15 protein-coding genes and 1 pseudogene are annotated in these 17,929 nt (G+C 67.5%); all 16 read left to right on the top strand.

The features are described 5' to 3' along the window. Window positions 1–164 precede the first annotated feature (164 nt). The 16 genes and pseudogenes from rpoB (at window position 165) to rpsC (ending at window position 17,928) form a co-directional block, all read left to right on the top strand. The gene (gene rpoB / locus ACZ6TV_RS12665) at window positions 165–3,590 is read left to right on the top strand and encodes a DNA-directed RNA polymerase subunit beta (RefSeq protein WP_465297263.1); all 3,426 of its coding nucleotides are present in this window, start codon (window positions 165–167) and stop codon (window positions 3,588–3,590) included. Window positions 3,591–3,673: 83 nt separating this feature from the next. Next, window positions 3,674–7,561 (top strand): DNA-directed RNA polymerase subunit beta', encoded by a 3,888-nt coding sequence (locus ACZ6TV_RS12660; RefSeq protein WP_465297262.1) that lies wholly within the window; start codon window positions 3,674–3,676, stop codon window positions 7,559–7,561. Between the two features lie 71 nt (window positions 7,562–7,632). Next, window positions 7,633–7,959, top strand: coding sequence for a hypothetical protein (locus ACZ6TV_RS12655; RefSeq protein WP_465297261.1), 327 nt, complete (start codon window positions 7,633–7,635; stop codon window positions 7,957–7,959). Between the two features lies 1 nt (window position 7,960). Next, window positions 7,961–8,395 (top strand): hypothetical protein, encoded by a 435-nt coding sequence (locus ACZ6TV_RS12650; protein ID WP_465297260.1) that lies wholly within the window; start codon window positions 7,961–7,963, stop codon window positions 8,393–8,395. A 357-nt stretch (window positions 8,396–8,752) separates the two neighbouring features. Next, complete coding sequence (rpsL, locus tag ACZ6TV_RS12645; protein ID WP_033357671.1) at window positions 8,753–9,127, top strand: 30S ribosomal protein S12; 375 nt, start codon at window positions 8,753–8,755, stop codon at window positions 9,125–9,127. A 1-nt stretch (window position 9,128) separates the two neighbouring features. Next, a complete protein-coding gene (rpsG, locus tag ACZ6TV_RS12640; protein WP_033357670.1) occupies window positions 9,129–9,599 on the top strand; it encodes a 30S ribosomal protein S7 in 471 nt (156 codons plus the stop codon). Between the two features lie 47 nt (window positions 9,600–9,646). Then, window positions 9,647–11,746, top strand: a complete 2,100-nt coding sequence (gene fusA / locus ACZ6TV_RS12635; protein ID WP_465297259.1) for an elongation factor G — start codon at window positions 9,647–9,649, stop codon at window positions 11,744–11,746. A 130-nt stretch (window positions 11,747–11,876) separates the two neighbouring features. After that, window positions 11,877–13,070: an elongation factor Tu gene (gene tuf / locus ACZ6TV_RS12630; protein WP_465297258.1), complete on the top strand. Its 1,194-nt coding sequence runs from the start codon at window positions 11,877–11,879 to the stop codon at window positions 13,068–13,070. A gap of 342 nt (window positions 13,071–13,412) precedes the next feature. Then, the gene (gene rpsJ, locus ACZ6TV_RS12625; protein WP_018347762.1) at window positions 13,413–13,721 is read left to right on the top strand and encodes a 30S ribosomal protein S10; all 309 of its coding nucleotides are present in this window, start codon (window positions 13,413–13,415) and stop codon (window positions 13,719–13,721) included. Between the two features lie 11 nt (window positions 13,722–13,732). Continuing rightward, on the top strand, window positions 13,733–14,404 hold the full coding sequence (gene rplC, locus ACZ6TV_RS12620; RefSeq protein WP_465297257.1) for a 50S ribosomal protein L3: 672 nt from the start codon (window positions 13,733–13,735) through the stop codon (window positions 14,402–14,404). Then, window positions 14,401–15,060, top strand: a complete 660-nt coding sequence (rplD, locus tag ACZ6TV_RS12615) for a 50S ribosomal protein L4 (RefSeq protein ID WP_465297256.1) — start codon at window positions 14,401–14,403, stop codon at window positions 15,058–15,060. Before rplC ends, rplD begins: the two co-directional genes overlap by 4 nt. A 2-nt stretch (window positions 15,061–15,062) precedes the next feature. Then, entirely contained in the window at window positions 15,063–15,365 is a 303-nt protein-coding gene (gene rplW / locus ACZ6TV_RS12610; protein WP_203845079.1) for a 50S ribosomal protein L23, read from the top strand. Between the two features lie 12 nt (window positions 15,366–15,377). Next, window positions 15,378–16,217, top strand: a complete 840-nt coding sequence (gene rplB, locus ACZ6TV_RS12605; RefSeq protein WP_465297255.1) for a 50S ribosomal protein L2 — start codon at window positions 15,378–15,380, stop codon at window positions 16,215–16,217. A gap of 12 nt (window positions 16,218–16,229) precedes the next feature. Continuing rightward, the gene (gene rpsS / locus ACZ6TV_RS12600; protein ID WP_465297254.1) at window positions 16,230–16,511 is read left to right on the top strand and encodes a 30S ribosomal protein S19; all 282 of its coding nucleotides are present in this window, start codon (window positions 16,230–16,232) and stop codon (window positions 16,509–16,511) included. Window positions 16,512–16,537: 26 nt separating this feature from the next. Then, window positions 16,538–16,987 (top strand): annotated as a pseudogene (rplV, locus tag ACZ6TV_RS12595) (50S ribosomal protein L22); the annotation flags it as partial. A gap of 95 nt (window positions 16,988–17,082) precedes the next feature. Further along, complete coding sequence (rpsC, locus tag ACZ6TV_RS12590; protein WP_354776647.1) at window positions 17,083–17,928, top strand: 30S ribosomal protein S3; 846 nt, start codon at window positions 17,083–17,085, stop codon at window positions 17,926–17,928. Window position 17,929: the final 1 nt, after the last annotated feature.

Below are 17,929 nucleotides of genomic sequence, written 5' to 3'. Positions count from 1 at the left end.
GGCCGCTCGACAGCGGTTAGCCTTTCGGCTACACTGCTAGTTTGCGCTGTCTTCTGACTTCACCTCTGGCGTGGAGTGCCTCTTCGTGGGCACTTTGCATCGGGGGTCGTCAGGCTGCACGCGAAACGGCCTGTCTGCAACACCGGTCCTCGGAAGGACGCATCTTGGCAGCTTCCCGCCCTGCGAAGACCAGTTCGAGCGCATACGCTCCCCGCCGGGTCTCCTTCGGCAGGATCACCGAACACCTTGAGGTTCCCAACCTCCTTGCCATCCAAACCGACTCGTTCGACTGGTTGGTTGGCAACGAGAAGTGGCAGAGCCGCTCGGCCGGTGATCCGCACGCCCGTTCCGGGCTCGCGGAGATCCTCGATGAAATCAGTCCCATTGAGGACTTCTCCGGCACGATGTCCCTGTCGTTCTCCGCGCCCCGCTTCGACGAGGTCAAGGCTCCCATGGAGGAGTGCAAGGAGAAGGACCTCACCTACTGCGCGCCGCTGTTCGTGACGGCGGAGTTCACCAACCACACCACTGGCGAGATCAAGAGCCAGACGGTGTTCATGGGTGACTTCCCGATGATGACGCCCAAGGGCACCTTCATCATCAACGGCACCGAACGCGTCGTGGTGAGCCAGCTCGTCCGGTCGCCGGGCGTGTATTTCGACAAGCAGCCGGACAAGACCTCCGACCGCGACCTCACCAGCGTCAAGGTCATCCCGAGCCGGGGTGCCTGGCTGGAGTTCGACATCGACAAGCGCGACACCGTCGGTGTCCGAATCGACCGCAAGCGCCGGCAGGCGGTCTCCGTCCTGCTCAAGGCCATCGGTTGGTCCGCCGAGCGCATCCGTGAGAAGTTCGGCTGGTCCGAGCTCATGATGACGACGCTCGAGAAGGACCACATCGCCGGCCAGGACGAGGCGCTGCTCGACATCTACCGCAAGCTCCGCCCCGGCGAGCCGCCGACGCGTGAGAATGCGCAGACCCTGCTCGACAACCTCTTCTTCAACCCGAAGCGATACGACGTCGCCAAGGTTGGTCGATACAAGTTCAACAAGAAGCTCGAGTTGGACCTCCCGATCAACCAGGGTGTGCTGACCGAAGAGGACGTCGTCGCCACGGTCGAATACCTCTGCCGCCTGCACACGGGCGAAGAGGGCTACGAGGCCGACGACATCGACCACTTCGGCAACCGGCGCCTGCGCACGGTCGGCGAGCTCATCCAGAACCAGGTCCGTGTCGGCCTGTCCCGGATGGAGCGCGTCGTCCGCGAGCGGATGACCACCCAGGACGTCGAGGCGATCACGCCGCAGACCCTGATCAACATCCGTCCCGTCGTGGCGGCGATCAAGGAGTTCTTCGGCACGTCGCAGCTGTCCCAGTTCATGGACCAGACCAACCCCCTCGCCGGTCTTACCCACCGGCGCCGGCTGAGCGCGCTCGGCCCGGGTGGTCTGTCGCGTGAGCGGGCCGGCTTCGAGGTCCGCGACGTTCACCCGTCGCACTACGGCCGCATGTGCCCGATCGAGACCCCCGAGGGTCCCAACATCGGTCTCATCGGCGCGCTGTCGACGTTCGCGCGGGTCAACCCGTTCGGCTTCGTCGAGACGCCCTACCGCAAGGTCGTCGACGGCCGGGTCACCGACCAGATCGACTACCTGACCGCCGACGAAGAGGACCGCTACGTCAAGGCGCAGGCCAACGCTCCGCTCAAGAGCGACGGCAACTTCGCCGAGGACCGCATCCTCGTCCGACGCAAGGGCGGTGAGGTCGACAACGTCCCCGCGGACCAGGTCGACTACATGGACGTGTCGCCGCGGCAGATGACCTCGGTCGCCACCGCGATGATCCCGTTCCTCGAGCACGACGACGCCAACCGTGCACTCATGGGCGCCAACATGCAGCGCCAGGCGGTGCCGCTGGTCAAGGCCGAGGCTCCGCTCGTCGGCACCGGCATGGAATACCGTGCCGCCGTCGACGCCGGTGACGTGGTCGTGGCCGAGGTCGCCGGCGTGGTCGAGGACATGTGCGCCGACTACGTGACGATCCACCAGGACGACGGTCACCGCCGCACCTACCTGCTGCACAAGTTCCGCCGCTCCAACTCCGGCTCCTGCGTCAACCAGAAGCCGGTGATCTTCGAGGGCGACCGGGTCGAGGCGGGGCAGGTCATCGCCGACGGTCCGTGCACCGACGAGGGCGAGATGGCGCTCGGGCGTAACCTGCTCGTCGCCTTCATGCCCTGGGAGGGTCACAACTACGAAGACGCGATCATCCTGTCCCAGAAGCTGGTGCAGAACGACGTCCTCACCTCGATCCACATCGAGGAGCACGAGGTCGACGCCCGCGACACCAAGCTGGGGCCGGAGGAGATCACCCGCGACATCCCGAATGTCAGCGAGGAGATGCTCGCCGACCTCGACGAGCGGGGGATCATCCGGATCGGCGCCGAGGTCGTGACCGGCGACATCCTGGTCGGCAAGGTCACCCCCAAGGGTGAGACCGAGCTGACCCCGGAGGAGCGCCTGCTCCGCGCGATCTTCGGTGAGAAGGCCCGCGAGGTGCGCGACACCAGCCTCAAGGTGCCGCACGGCGAGACCGGCACGGTCATCGGCGTGCGCACGTTCAGCCGGGAGGACGGCGACGAGCTGTCGCCCGGCGTCAACGAGCTGGTGCGCGTCTACGTGGCCCAGAAGCGGAAGATCCAGGACGGCGACAAGCTCGCCGGCCGCCACGGCAACAAGGGTGTCATCTCCAAGATCCTTCCGGTCGAGGACATGCCGTTCCTCGAGGACGGCACCCCGGTCGACATCGTGCTCAACCCGCTCGGCGTGCCGAGCCGGATGAACATCGGCCAGGTCCTGGAAACCCACCTGGGGTGGGTCGCCAAGACGGGCTGGAAGATCGACGGTGACGACACCGAGTGGAAGCGGGCGCTGAAGGCCATCAACGCGGGGGAGTCCGAGCCGGACACCAACGTGGCGACCCCGGTCTTCGACGGCGCCAAGGAGGAAGAGATCGCCGGCCTGATGAGCAGCACGCTGCCCAACCGGGACGGCAACCAGCTCATCGGTGCCAGTGGCAAGGCGCGGCTGTTCGACGGCCGCTCCGGCGAGCCGCTGCCGGACCCGATCGCGGTCGGCTACATCTACATCCTCAAGCTCAACCACCTGGTCGACGACAAGATCCACGCCCGCTCCACCGGTCCGTACTCGATGATCACGCAGCAGCCGCTGGGTGGTAAGGCGCAGTTCGGTGGTCAGCGCTTCGGTGAGATGGAGTGCTGGGCGATGCAGGCCTACGGCGCGGCTTACGCGCTGCAGGAGCTGCTGACGATCAAGTCCGACGACGTCCTGGGACGCGTCAAGGTCTACGAGGCGATCGTCAAGGGCGAGAACATCCCGGAGCCGGGCATCCCGGAATCCTTCAAGGTGCTCCTCAAGGAGCTGCAGTCGCTGTGCCTGAACGTCGAGGTGCTCTCCAGCGACGGTGTGGCCCTCGAGATGCGCGAGACGGACGACGAGGTGTTCCGCGCCGCCGAGGAACTCGGCATCGACCTCTCCCGGCGTGAGCCGAGCAGCGTCGAGGAAGTTTGATCTCGTGGGCGGGCGTCCGCGAAGGCGCCCGCCCCACGACCTAGCAATTACCCGAGCAACTGAATCGTGAGGACATAGACGAAGTGCTCGACGTCAACTACTTCGACGAACTGCGCATCGGTCTGGCCACTGCTGACGACATCCGCCAGTGGTCGCACGGCGAGGTCAAGAAGCCCGAAACGATCAACTACCGCACCCTGAAGCCGGAGAAGGACGGGCTCTTCTGCGAGAAGATCTTCGGTCCTACCCGGGACTGGGAGTGCTACTGCGGTAAGTACAAGCGGGTCCGGTTCAAGGGCATCATCTGTGAGCGCTGCGGCGTCGAGGTGACCCGTGCCAAGGTCCGCCGTGAGCGCATGGGCCACATCGAGCTCGCGGCACCGGTCACGCACATCTGGTACTTCAAGGGTGTGCCCAGCCGGCTCGGCTACCTGCTCGACCTGGCGCCGAAAGACCTCGAGAAGATCATCTACTTCGCGTCGTACGTGATCACCAGCGTCGACAAGGAGGCCCGCCACCGCGACCTCGCCACCCTCGAGAACGAGGTCTCGGCGGAGAAGCGCCAGGCGGAGAACGCCCGCGACTCGGAGATCGAGAAGCGCGCCGCGAAGCTGGAGCAGGACCTGGCCGAGCTCGAGGCCGAGGGCGCGAAGGCCGACGTGCGCCGCAAGGTCAAGGAGTCCGGCGAGCGCGAGATGCGCCAGATGCGGGACCGCGCGCAGCGTGAGATCGACCGTCTCGACGAGGTCATGGACACGTTCCGCAAGCTGGACCGCAAGAACCTCATCACCGACGAGCTGCTCTACCGCGAGCTGCGCGACCGGTTCGGTGAGTACTTCACCGGTGCCATGGGTGCCGAGGCGATCAAGGCGCTCCTGGAGAACCTGGACCTCGACGACGAGGCCGAGTCGCTGCGCGAGACCATCCGCAGCGGCAAGGGCCAGCGCAAGATCCGGGCGCTCAAGCGGCTGAAGGTCGTCGCGGCGTTCCTCAACACCGCCAACTCGCCGCTGGGCATGGTCCTGGACTGCGTCCCGGTCATCCCGCCGGACCTGCGTCCGATGGTCCAGCTCGACGGTGGCCGCTTCGCCACCAGCGACCTCAACGACCTGTACCGGCGCGTGATCAACCGCAACAACCGGCTCAAGCGCCTGATCGACCTGGGTGCCCCGGAGATCATCGTCAACAACGAGAAGCGGATGCTGCAGGAGGCCGTCGACGCGCTGTTCGACAACGGCCGCCGCGGTCGTCCCGTCACCGGCCCGGGCAACCGGCCGCTGAAGTCGCTGTCCGACATGCTCAAGGGCAAGCAGGGCCGCTTCCGGCAGAACCTGCTCGGCAAGCGCGTCGACTACTCCGGCCGTTCGGTCATCGTCGTCGGCCCGCAGCTCAAGCTGCACCAGTGCGGCCTGCCGAAGCAGATGGCGCTGGAGCTGTTCAAGCCGTTCGTGATGAAGCGCCTGGTGGACCTCAACCACGCGCAGAACATCAAGTCGGCCAAGCGCATGGTCGAGCGTCAGCGTCCGGTCGTGTGGGACGTGCTGGAGGAGGTCATCGCGGAGCACCCGGTGCTGCTCAACCGCGCGCCGACCCTGCACCGCCTGGGCATCCAGGCCTTCGAGCCGCAGCTGGTCGAGGGCAAGGCCATCCAGATCCACCCGCTCGTCTGCACCGCCTTCAACGCCGACTTCGACGGCGACCAGATGGCCGTGCACGTGCCGCTGTCCGCGGAGGCGCAGGCCGAGGCCCGCATCCTCATGCTGTCCAGCAACAACATCCTCAAGCCGGCCGACGGCAAGCCGGTCACCATGCCCACCCAGGACATGGTCATCGGCCTGTACCACCTGACGCACATCCAGAAGAACCTGCTCGGCGAGGGGCGCACCTTCAGCTCCGATGCCGAGGCCCGGATGGCGTTCGACAACGGTGAGCTGCACCTGCAGGCCCCGGTGAAGATCCGCCTGCGCGGCATCATCGGTGTCGACAACGGTGCGGGCGCTCCGCAGTGGGAGGCCCCCGAGGGCTGGCAGTCCGGCGACACCGTCACGGTCGAGACGACCCTGGGCCGGGTGCTCTTCAACGAGACCCTCCCGGTGGGCTACCGCTTCGTCAACTACGAGATCCGCAAGGGTCAGCTGTCGGCGATCGTCAACGACCTGGCCGAGCGCTTCCCGAAGGTCTCCCTCGCGGCGACCCTGGACGCGCTGAAGCTGGCCGGCTTCCACTGGGCCACCTGGTCCGGCGTCACCATCGGCATGGAGGACGTCATCCAGCCGCCCCGCAAGCGCGAGATCCTCGAGCGCTACGAGCGGGAGGCCGAGCGGATCGACAAGCAGTACCAGCGCGGTCTCATGACGGCCGAGGAGCGTCGCGGCGAGCTCATCGAGATCTGGACCAAGGCGACCGGCGAGGTCGCCAAGGAGATGGAAAGCGCGCTGCCGCAGGAAAACCCGTTGTGGAAGATGATCAACTCGGGCGCCCGCGGTAACCTGCTCCAGCTCCGCCAGATCGCCGCGATCCGTGGCCTGGTGGCCAACCCGAAGGGCGAGATCATCCCGCGGCCGATCAAGGCCAGCTACCGGGAGGGTCTGTCCGTGCTGGAGTACTTCATCTCCACGCACGGCGCGCGTAAGGGTCTGGCTGACACCGCGCTGCGGACCGCCGACTCGGGTTACCTGACCCGTCGTCTGGTGGACGTGTCGCAGGACGTCATCATCCGGGAAGAGGACTGCGGCACCGACCGCGCCATCCCGATGACGGTCGGCGAGCTGCACGACGGCGTCATGCGCATCCACCAGCACGCGGAGACGGGCGTCCACGCTCGTACGCTCGCCGACGACGTCCGCGACAAGGACGGCAAGATGGTCGCCGAGCGCGGCACGGACATCAACTCGATCACGGTCGACCTGCTGGTCGCGGCCGGGACCGAGACCGTCCGGGTCCGCAGCGTGCTCACCTGCGAGTCGAAGCTCGGCGTCTGCGGCGCCTGCTACGGCCGGTCGCTGCCCACGGGCAAGACGGTCGACGTCGGCGAGGCGGTCGGCATCATCGCCGCCCAGTCGATCGGTGAGCCCGGCACGCAGCTGACGATGCGTACCTTCCACACCGGTGGCGTCGCGGGTGAGGACATCACCCAGGGTCTGCCCCGTGTCCAGGAGATCTTCGAGGCCCGCGTGCCGAAGGGTAAGGCGCCCATCGCCGACACCCCCGGTCGCGTGCGCATCGAGGACGGCGAGCGCATGCGGAAGATCATCATCGTGCCGGACGACGGCAGCGAGGAGATCGTCCACGACAAGCTCAGCCGGCGCGTCAAGCTGCGCTACCAGGACGGCGAGCACGTCGAGGTCGGCGAGAAGCTCACCGAGGGCACGATCGACCCGCACGAGCTGCTGCGCATCATGGGTCCCCGGGCGGTCCAGGTCCACCTGACCTCCGAGGTCCAGGAGGTGTACCGCTCGCAGGGCGTGCTCATCCACGACAAGCACATCGAGATCATCATCCGGCAGATGCTCAAGCGGGTCACGGTCATCGACTCCGGCTCCACCGAGTTCCTGCCCGGTGTGCTGGTCGACCGTGCGCTGTTCGAGGCGGAGAACCGTCGCGTCGTCGCCGAGGGCGGCGAGCCGGCGGCCGGCCGTCCGGTGCTCATGGGTATCACCAAGGCGTCCCTGGCGACGGAGTCGTGGCTGTCCGCGGCCTCGTTCCAGGAGACGACCCGGGTGCTGACCGACGCGGCGATCCACGCGCGCAGCGACTCGCTGATCGGTCTGAAGGAGAACGTCATCATCGGCAAGCTCATCCCGGCGGGTACTGGCATCAGCAAGTACCGCAGCATCCGGGTCGAGCCGACCGAGGAGGCGAAGGCGAAGGTCTACTCGATGACCGGCTACCCGGAGGCCGACTACGGCTTCGGCCCGGCCAGCGGGCAGGCGGTCCCCCTGGACGACTTCGACCTGGGCTCCTTCCGGTAAAGACAGGCACAGTGGGGGCGGGGACCGCAACGGTCTCCGCCCCTTCGCCGTCCACGGGATAGGCTCGGACGGTGACGCGTCATCCGCTCGACCCCGACCCCGTCCGCGCCAGCAAGGCGTCGGCCGTCTTCGGGCTCGGCCTGCTGTCGGTGGTGACGGGGCCGTTCCTCGGCGGGCTGATCCCGGCGACCCTGGCGCTCCTCATGGCCAAGGAGTCCCACCGCGAGCTGGTCGCAGCGGAGGGCTTCCTGCTGGGCGCCAGGCGCCTCCGTAACGGCGTGCGGCTCGCGTGGACGGGCATCGTGCTGTCGATCGCCGCGCTGGTCGTCCTGGCGATCCTGGGCCTGCTGGCCTATGCCCGTGGCCGCGGCACCGACTTCGACACCACGGTGAACTGACGTGACCTACCCGTATCAGCGGCAGCCGCCGCCCCCGCACGTCCAGCCCGCCGGGATGCGGATCGACCACGTCCAGGGGACCCCGTTCGGGGTCGCCTATCCGATGGTCCAGCCGGTCCCCAGCGGCCCCGCGATCGGCAGCCTCGTCGCCGGCATCGCGTCGGTCTTCGTCGGCCTGACCGTCAGCTGCTTCGGCCTGCTCGGCGCATCCGAGGGATGGGGCCCGGTCGCCGGTGGAGCGTTCACCATCCTGGCGGTCTTCCTGGGCCTCGGCGCCGTCGGCCTGGGCGTGTTCGGCATGCGGCAGATCCGCAGGGTCGGCCGCCTGGTGAGCGGGCGGGGGATGGCGCTCACGGGCGTCGTGCTCGGCTCGGTCGGCGCCGGCATCGGTGTCCTGTCGCTCATCGCCGCGTTCCTGTTGGCCGCGACCACGTGAAGGGTCGCTGACCAGCACGGACGCCGATGATGCGACCCCGAGGACGGACGGATCAGACACCAGGTACTCTTGGTGTGAAGAGTGTTCCGTCTTGGGGCCGAGCCGTCGATTTTGACCAGCGTCCTCACGGTGGGTACTCTTTCCCCTCGTGCCCGGCTTTGCCGGGCAACTCGTGCGTGCGTCCACAACGGCCCGCCATCCGCGGGTTGAGGGTGGATGCAAACCGCGAAACCCGGTTGGCACTTCTCGGGCCGGGTTCGCGCGGCGGGCGACACGCCCGACCGCGGGTGCCGGTCACGCCGTGGAGACAGCGAAGAAGAAGACGTGCGGCCGCGAGGCCGAAGGGAGACAGGCCCAGTGCCTACGATCCAGCAGCTGGTCCGCAAGGGCCGCCAGGCGAAGCTGAGCAAGACCAAGACGCCGGCGCTCAAGGGCAGCCCGCAGCGGCGTGGCGTCTGCACGCGTGTGTACACCACCACGCCGAAGAAGCCGAACTCGGCGCTTCGCAAGGTGGCCCGCGTGCGACTGAGCAACGGTATCGAGGTGACGGCCTACATCCCCGGTGTCGGTCACAACCTTCAGGAGCACTCGATCGTGCTGGTCCGTGGTGGCCGTGTGAAGGACCTCCCCGGCGTCCGGTACAAGATCATTCGTGGTTCGCTGGACACTCAGGGTGTCCGCAACCGCAAGCAGGCTCGCAGCCGGTACGGCGCGAAGAAGGAGAAGAGCTGACATGCCGCGTAAAGGCCCCGCGCCGCGCCGGCCCCTGGTGGCGGACCCGGTCTACAACTCCCTGCTCGTCACCCAGCTGATCAACAAGATCCTGGTCGAGGGCAAGCGTCAGCTCGCCGAGCGCGTTGTCTACAGCGCCCTCGAAGGCTGCCGGGAGAAGTCAGGCACCGACCCCGTCGTCACGCTGAAGCGCGCGATGGACAACGTCAAGCCGACCCTCGAGGTCCGCAGCCGCCGCGTCGGTGGCGCGACCTACCAGGTGCCGGTCGAGGTGCGCCCTCCCCGGGCGACGACGCTGGGCCTTCGCTGGCTGGTCACCTACTCGCGTGCCCGTCGTGAGAAGACCATGGTGGAGCGGCTCATGAACGAGCTGCTCGACGCCAGCAACGGGCTCGGTGCTTCGGTGAAGCGCCGTGAGGACACCCACAAGATGGCGGAGTCCAACAAGGCCTTCGCGCACTACCGCTGGTAAGCGACGCTTTACCAAGCAATCCGACGAGAGCGAAGTAGGGATTCGAAGTGGCTGCCGTAGACGCTGCCCTCGCCAAGGTCCGCAATATCGGCATCATGGCGCACATCGACGCCGGTAAGACGACGACGACCGAGCGCATCCTCTTCTACACCGGCATCACGTACAAGATCGGTGAGGTCCACGAGGGCGCAGCCGTCATGGACTGGATGGAGCAGGAGCAGGAGCGGGGCATCACCATCACCTCCGCCGCCACGAAGTGCGAGTGGAAGGGCCACGTCATCCAGATCATCGACACGCCCGGCCACGTCGACTTCACGGTCGAGGTCGAGCGGTCGCTGCGGGTCCTGGACGGCGCCGTGGCGGTCTACGACGGCGTCGCCGGCGTGGAGCCGCAGACCGAGAACGTCTGGCGGCAGGCTGACAAGTACAACGTCCCGCGTATGTGCTTCGTCAACAAGCTGGACCGCACCGGCGCCGACTTCTTCCGCTGCGTGCAGATGATGGTCGACCGGCTCAACGCGACCCCGCTCGTGCTGCAGATCCCGATCGGCCTGGAAGGCGACCACATCGGCGTCGTCGACCTGCTGGAGATGCGCGCCCTGACGTGGCGTGGCGAGACCCAGAAGGGCGAGGACTACGCGATCGAGGAGATCCCGGCGGACCTGGTCGACCAGGCCAACGAATACCGGGACAAGCTCCTCGAGACGCTGTCCGAGACCGACGACGACATCATGGTCCGCTACCTCGACGGCGAGACCTTCGACGTCAAGGAGCTCAAGGCCGCGATCCGCCGGGCGACCATCGCCGGCAAGCTCAACCCGGTCGTGTGCGGCTCGGCGTTCAAGAACAAGGGCGTTCAGCCCATGCTCGACGCCGTGGTCGAGTTCCTGCCGTCGCCGCTGGACATCCCGGCCGTCGAGGGCGTGGCGACCGACGGTGAGACCCCGCTGCTGCGCAAGCCGTCCAACAGCGAGCCGTTCTCCGGTCTGGCCTTCAAGATCCAGACGGACAAGCACCTCGGCAAGCTCACCTACGTGCGCATCTACTCCGGCACGCTCGACTCCGGCGCCCAGGTGGTCAACTCCACCAAGGACCGCAAGGAGCGGATCGGCAAGATCTACCAGATGCACGCGAACAAGCGTGAGGAGCGCCCAAGCGCTCAGGCGGGTGACATCATCGCCGTGCAGGGTCTCAAGCAGACCACCACGGGTGACACCCTCTGCGACCCGGCCCACCCGGTCATCCTCGAGTCGATGACCTTCCCGGAGCCGGTCATCCAGGTCGCCATCGAGCCGAAGAGCAAGGCCGACCAGGAGAAGCTGGGCACCGCCATCCAGCGCCTGGCCGAGGAGGACCCGACCTTCCGCGTCAAGAACGACGAGGAGACCGGCCAGACCATCATCGCCGGCATGGGCGAGTTGCACCTCGACATCCTGGTCGACCGGATGCGGCGCGAGTTCAGCGTCGAGGCCAACATCGGCAAGCCGCAGGTGGCCTACCGCGAGACCATCAAGGGCGTCGTCGACAAGATCGACTACGTGCACAAGAAGCAGACCGGTGGCTCGGGCCAGTACGCGAAGGTCATCGTCAAGCTCGAGCCTCTCGAGATGACGGCGGACGGGCCGACCTACGAGTTCGTCAACGCGGTCTCGGGCGGCCGCATCCCGAAGGAGTTCATCCCTTCGGTCGACGCCGGCGCCCAGGACGCGATGCAGTACGGCGTGCTCGCGGGCTACCCGATGGTCGGCGTCAAGCTGACGCTGCTGGACGGTCAGTACCACGAGGTCGACTCGTCGGAAATGGCGTTCAAGATCGCTGGCTCGATGGTGATGAAGGAGGCGGCCCGCCGGGCCAACCCCGCCCTCCTCGAGCCGTTGATGGCCGTCGAGGTCACCACCCCTGAAGAGAACATGGGTGACGTCATCGGCGACCTCAACTCCCGGCGTGGCACGATCCAGGCGATGGAGGAGCGCGGCGGTGCCCGTGTCGTCCGCGCCACGGTGCCGTTGTCGGAGATGTTCGGCTACGTCGGCGACCTGCGGTCGAAGACCCAGGGCCGGGCGAGCTACTCGATGCAGTTCGACTCCTACGCCGAGGTTCCCGCGAACGTCGCCAAGGAGATCATCGCGAAGGCGACCGGGGAGTAGTTCCCGGTCCGCGGCCGCGAGGCTGCATCAGCGGGCCTGAAGGCTTCAGCCGCCAGACCCAAGTCGACAGGGTGCGTTGACGCTTCAGGCGTCAACGCACCGCGAACCAGAAGTCCACAGGAGGACACCAGTGGCGAAGGCGAAGTTCGAGCGGACTAAGCCGCACGTCAACATCGGCACCATCGGTCACATCGACCACGGGAAGACGACGCTGACGGCGGCCATTACCAAGGTGCTCCACGACCGCATGCCGGACGTGAACCCGTACACCCCGTTCGACGAGATCGACAAGGCGCCGGAGGAGAAGGCCCGCGGCATCACGATCTCGATCGCGCACGTCGAGTACCAGACCGAGGCGCGGCACTACGCGCACGTTGACTGCCCCGGTCACGCCGACTACATCAAGAACATGATCACCGGTGCCGCGCAGATGGACGGCGCGATCCTGGTGGTCGCGGCGACCGACGGCCCGATGCCGCAGACCCGCGAGCACGTGCTGCTGGCCCGCCAGGTCGGCGTCCCCTACATCGTGGTGGCGCTGAACAAGAGCGACATGGTCGAGGACGAGGAGCTCCTGGAGCTCGTCGAGCTCGAGGTCCGTGAGCTGCTGTCGAGCCAGGAGTTCCCGGGCGACGACGCTCCGGTCGTGCGCGTCTCGGCCCTGAAGGCCCTCGAGGGCGACCAGAAGTGGTCGGACGCTCTCATGGAGCTCATGGGCGCCGTGGACAGCGCGATCCCGCAGCCCGAGCGTGAGACCGAGAAGCCGTTCCTCATGCCCGTCGAGGACGTCTTCACGATCACCGGTCGTGGCACGGTCGTCACCGGTCGTGTCGAGCGTGGCATCCTCAAGCCGAACGAGGAGGTCGAGATCGTTGGCATCAAGGCCAAGTCGATGAAGACCACCTGCACGGCGATCGAGATGTTCCGCAAGATCCTCGACGAGGCGCGTGCCGGCGAGAACGTCGGTCTGCTCCTGCGTGGTATCAAGCGCGAGGACGTCGAGCGCGGCATGGTCGTGGTGAAGCCGGGTAGCAACACCCCGCACACCGAGTTCGAGGCGACCGTCTACATCCTCTCCAAGGAGGAGGGTGGCCGGCACACCCCGTTCTTCCAGAACTACCGGCCGCAGTTCTACTTCCGCACCACGGACGTCACCGGCGTCGTCACGCTGCCCGAGGGCACCGAGATGGTCATGCCCGGCGACAACACCGGCATGACCGTGCAGCTCATCCAGCCGATCGCCATGGAGGAGAACCTCCGCTTCGCGATCCGCGAGGGTGGCCGCACCGTCGGCGCCGGCCGTGTGACGAAGATCCTCAAGTAAAGACCTGAGGCACCCCGATTTCACTTTGTCGCACCTCGTGCGGCATAATGGTCGGGTTGCGTCGCGGGGCGGTCGAGACTGCTCAATGAGAAGTCTCGACCGCTTCCGCGCGGCGTCAGTTCTATGAGCTGGCGCGCACCTCCGCGACTTGGGCGTGGCACGCCCTGGGGTAGGACTCCGAGAGTCACCAGCGGTCCTGAGAAGGACTTGGGTGGCGGAGCCTGGCCCTTGGCCGCGACACGCCCGACCGCGGGGGTCGGACAGACCAAATAGGCGGCACCGGACCCTTCGGGGTTCCGCGAGGTCGAGAGACCTCGCATGAGAGAGGGAACTGAAGCCACCATGGCGGGACAGAAGATCCGCATCCGGCTCAAGGCCTACGACCACGAGGTCGTCGACTCCTCGGCGCGGAAGATCGTCGAGACGGTCACGCGCACCGGGGCTCAGGTCGCTGGGCCGGTGCCGCTGCCCACTGAGATCAACCGCTACTGCGTGATCCGCTCGCCGCACAAGTACAAGGACTCGCGCGAGCACTTCGAGATGCGCACGCACAAGCGTCTGATCGACATCATCGACCCGACCCCGAAGACGGTTGACTCGCTCATGCGGCTCGACCTGCCGGCTGGTGTCGACATCGAGATCAAGCTGTAGGGACCGGACTTATGGACAGGCAAGTCAAGGGCATCCTGGGTGAGAAGCTCGGCATGACCCAGATCTGGGACAACGGCAAGGTCGTCCCGGTGACTGTGGTGCAGGCCGGCCCGTGCGTCGTGACCCAGGTGCGCACGGCTGACAACGACGGTTACTCCGCGGTCCAGCTCGCGTGGGGCCAGATCGACCCGCGCAAGGTCAACAAGCCGCGGTCGGGCCACTTCGCCAAGGCGGACGTCGCCCCCCGTCGCCACGTCGTGGAGCTGCGGACCACCGACGCCGGCGAGTACTCGCTCGGCCAGGAGATCACCGCCGACACCTTCACCGCCGGCCAGCGCATCGACGTCACCGGCCGCACCAAGGGCAAGGGCTACGCCGGTGTCATGAAGCGGCACGGCTTCCACGGCCTGCGTGCCAGCCACGGTGTCGAGCGCAAGCACCGCTCGCCGGGCTCCATTGGCGCCTGCGCGACCCCGGGTCGCGTCTTCAAGGGCGTGAAGATGGCCGGCCGCATGGGTGGGGCGCGCTTCACCGTGCAGAACCTGACCGTCCAGGCGGTCGAGCTGGAGCAGGGCCTGATCCTCATCAAGGGTGCGGTCCCCGGCCCCAAGGGCAGCCTCGTGCTGCTGCGGAGCGCCGCCAAGGTCGCGGTCAAGGCGCAGAAGGGTGGGATCACCAAGTGACCACCGTTGACATCAAGACGGTTGACGGCGCCACCAACGGCACCGTCGAGCTGCCGGACGACATCTTCGACGCGCAGGCCAGCATCCCGCTGCTGCACCAGGTCGTCGTCGCCCAGCTCGCCGCGGCCCGCCAGGGCACGCACAAGGTCAAGACGCGGGGCGAGGTGTCCGGCGGCGGCAAGAAGCCCTACAAGCAGAAGGGCACCGGCCGCGCCCGTCAGGGCTCGATCCGCGCGCCGCAGTTCACCGGCGGTGGCGTCACGCACGGCCCCGTGCCGCGTGACTACACCCAGCGGGTGAACAAGAAGATGAAGGCCGCCGCGCTGCGCGGGGCGCTCTCCGACCGGGCCCGCGAGGGTCGCATCCACGTCGTGGAGAGCTTCATCAGCGGCGACGCGCCGAAGACCAAGGACGCCCTGAAGGTGCTGCGCGGGATCACCGACGCGCGCCGCGTCCTCGTGGTCCTGCCGCGCGACGACGAGGCCAACTGGCTGAGCCTGCGCAACGAGCAGTCGGTGCACCTCCTGGTGGCCGACCAGCTCAACACCCACGACGTGCTCGTCGCCGACCAGGTCATCTTCACGACCGCGGCGCTCGACGAGTTCCTGGGCGTGCCGGCCGAGTCCAGCGACGCCGAGACCACTGAGGAGGCCTGATCATGGCGACGATCGCCGATCCACGCGACGTGATCATCCAGCCGGTGGTCTCTGAGAAGAGCTACAGCGAGCTCAACCGCAACTGGTACACGTTCCTGGTGCACCCGGACGCGAACAAGACCGAGATCAAGATCGCGATCCAGCAGATCTTCAACGTCCGCGTCCTGTCGGTCAACACCATCAACCGCGAAGGCAAGCGCAAGCGGACCCGCACGGGTTGGGGCAAGCGCAAGGACACGAAGCGGGCGATGGTCAAGCTCGCCGACGGTGACCGGATCGAAGCCTTCGGCGGACCGGTCAGCTGAGGGGTATAGACGATGGCTATCCGTAAATACAAGCCGACGACCCCCGGTCGTCGTGGTTCGAGCGTCGCCGACTTCGCCGAGATCACCCGATCGACGCCGGAGAAGTCGCTCCTCGTCCCGCTGCCCAACAAGGGCGGACGCAACGTCCACGGCCGCGTCACCGCGCGCCACCAGGGCGGCGGCCACAAGCGCCAGTACCGGTTGATCGACTTCCGGCGTGCCGACAAAGACGGGATCCCCGCCAAGGTCGCGCACATCGAGTACGACCCCAACCGCACCGCGCGTATCGCGCTGCTGCACTACGCCGACGGCGAGAAGCGCTACATCATCGCGCCGAAGGACCTGAAGCAGGGCGACCGTGTCGAGGCCGGGGTCGGCGCCGACATCAAGCCGGGCAACAACCTGCCGCTGCGCAACATCCCGGTCGGCACCACCGTGCACGCGGTGGAGCTGCGCCCGGGCGGCGGTGCCAAGCTGGCCCGTTCGGCCGGCGTGGGCATCCAGCTGCTCGGCCGTGAGGGCACCTACGCCACGCTGCGCATGCCCTCGGGCGAGATCCGGCGCGTCGAGGTCCTGTGCCGCGCCACCATCGGCGAGATCGGCAACGCCGACCAGTCGAACATCAACTGGGGCAAGGCCGGCCGTATGCGGTGGAAGGGCAAGCGCCCGACCGTCCGTGGTGTCGCCATGAACCCGATCGACCACCCGCACGGTGGTGGTGAGGGTAAGACCTCTGGTGGTCGCCACCCGGTCAACCCGAAGGGCAAGCCGGAGGGCCGCACGCGGCGCAAGGGCCAGCCGAGCGACCGACTCATCGTCCGTAGGCGTTACGCCACCCGGAAGCGCGGCTAAGGAGCCTGAGCAATGCCTCGCAGCCTCAAGAAGGGCCCGTTCGTCGACGACCACCTCATCAAGAAGGTGGAAGTCCAGAACGCCAAGAACTCCAAGAACGTCATCAAGACCTGGTCGCGCCGCTCGACGATCGTCCCCGACATGCTCGGGCACACGATCGCCGTGCACGACGGGCGTAAGCACGTTCCCGTCTTCGTGACGGAGGCGATGGTCGGGCACAAGCTCGGCGAGTTCGCGCTGACCCGCACCTTCAAGGGTCACGAGAAGGACGACCGGAAGAGCCGCCGCCGCTAAGGCAGCCAACAAAAGGGGATTTCCCAATGCCAACGAAAGCAGCGGCGGCGCTGCCCGGTGCCCGGGCGATCGCGCGCCATGTGCGCGTGTCGCCCATGAAGGCGCGCCGTGTGGTGAACCTCGTCCGCGGGCTGCCCGCCCGCGACGCACTGACGGTGCTGCAGTTCGCCCCGCAGTCCGCGAGCGAGCCGGTCTACAAGGTGCTCGCGAGCGCCATCGCCAACGCAGAGAACAACGAGCGGCTCGACCCGGACTCGCTCCTGGTCGCCGAGGCCTACGTGGACGAGGGCCCGACGCTCAAGCGGTTCCGGCCGCGGGCGCAGGGTCGCGCGTACCGGATCCGCAAGCGGACCAGCCACATCACCATCGTGGTCGAGAGCGTCCCGGCGTCCCAGGCCCGCGCGGCCAAGGCCGGCGTGGCGAAGGCGACCAAGGCGGCGAAGGCCGTGACGCCCGAGACCGACGAGACCGACGAGGTCGAGTCGGCCCCGGCCAAGAAGGCCGCAGCCAAGAAGGCGGCGCCGGCGAAGAAGGCGACGCCGAAGGCTGACGCCGAGGAAGGGACCGAGTAATGGGTCAGAAGGTTCACCCGCACGGGTTCCGGCTCGGCATCAGCACCGACTGGAAGTCCCGCTGGTACGCCGACAAGCTGTACAAGGACTACATCGCCGAGGACGTCAAGATCCGTCGGATGATGTCCAAGGGCCTTGAGCGCGCCGGCATCGCGAAGGTCGACATCGAGCGCACCCGCGACCGGGTCCGTGTGGACATCCACACGGCCCGCCCGGGCATCGTCATCGGCCGCAAGGGTGCCGAGGCCGACCGCATCCGCAACGAGCTCGAGAAGCTCACCGGCAAGCAGGTGCAGCTCAACATCCTCGAGGTGAAGAGCCCCGAGTCGGACGCTCAGCTCGTCGCGCAGGGCGTGGCCGAGCAGCTGTCCAGCCGGGTCAGCTTCCGCCGGGCGATGCGCAAGGCGATGCAGTCCGCGATGAAGAACACGCTCGTCAAGGGCATCCGGGTGCAGGTCTCGGGCCGCCTCGGTGGCGCCGAGATGAGCCGCACGGAGTTCTACCGCGAGGGCCGCGTGCCCCTGCACTCGCTCCGCGCCAACATCGAGTACGGCTTCTTCGAGGCTCGTACCACCTTCGGCCGCATCGGTGTGAAGGTCTGGATCTACAAGGGCGACGCCGTCCCCGGTCGTGAGGCGCCGGCTGAGGCCGCCGCTCCGCGCGGTGGCCGTCGCGAGCGCACCGACCGGCCCGAGCGGCCGCGTCGTGGCCGCTCCGGTTCCTCCGGCACGACCGCCGGCGGCACCGAGGCCGGCCGGGCCGCAGCAGCGGCCCAGGCCGCCGAGGTGACCCCCGAGGCCGCCCCGGTGGAGCAGGCCGCGGCAGAGACGCCTCAGGAGGGCTGAC

The organism is Dactylosporangium sp. NPDC051087, from assembly GCF_055586325.1.
This window is presented reverse-complemented; position numbering and strand designations above follow the sequence as displayed.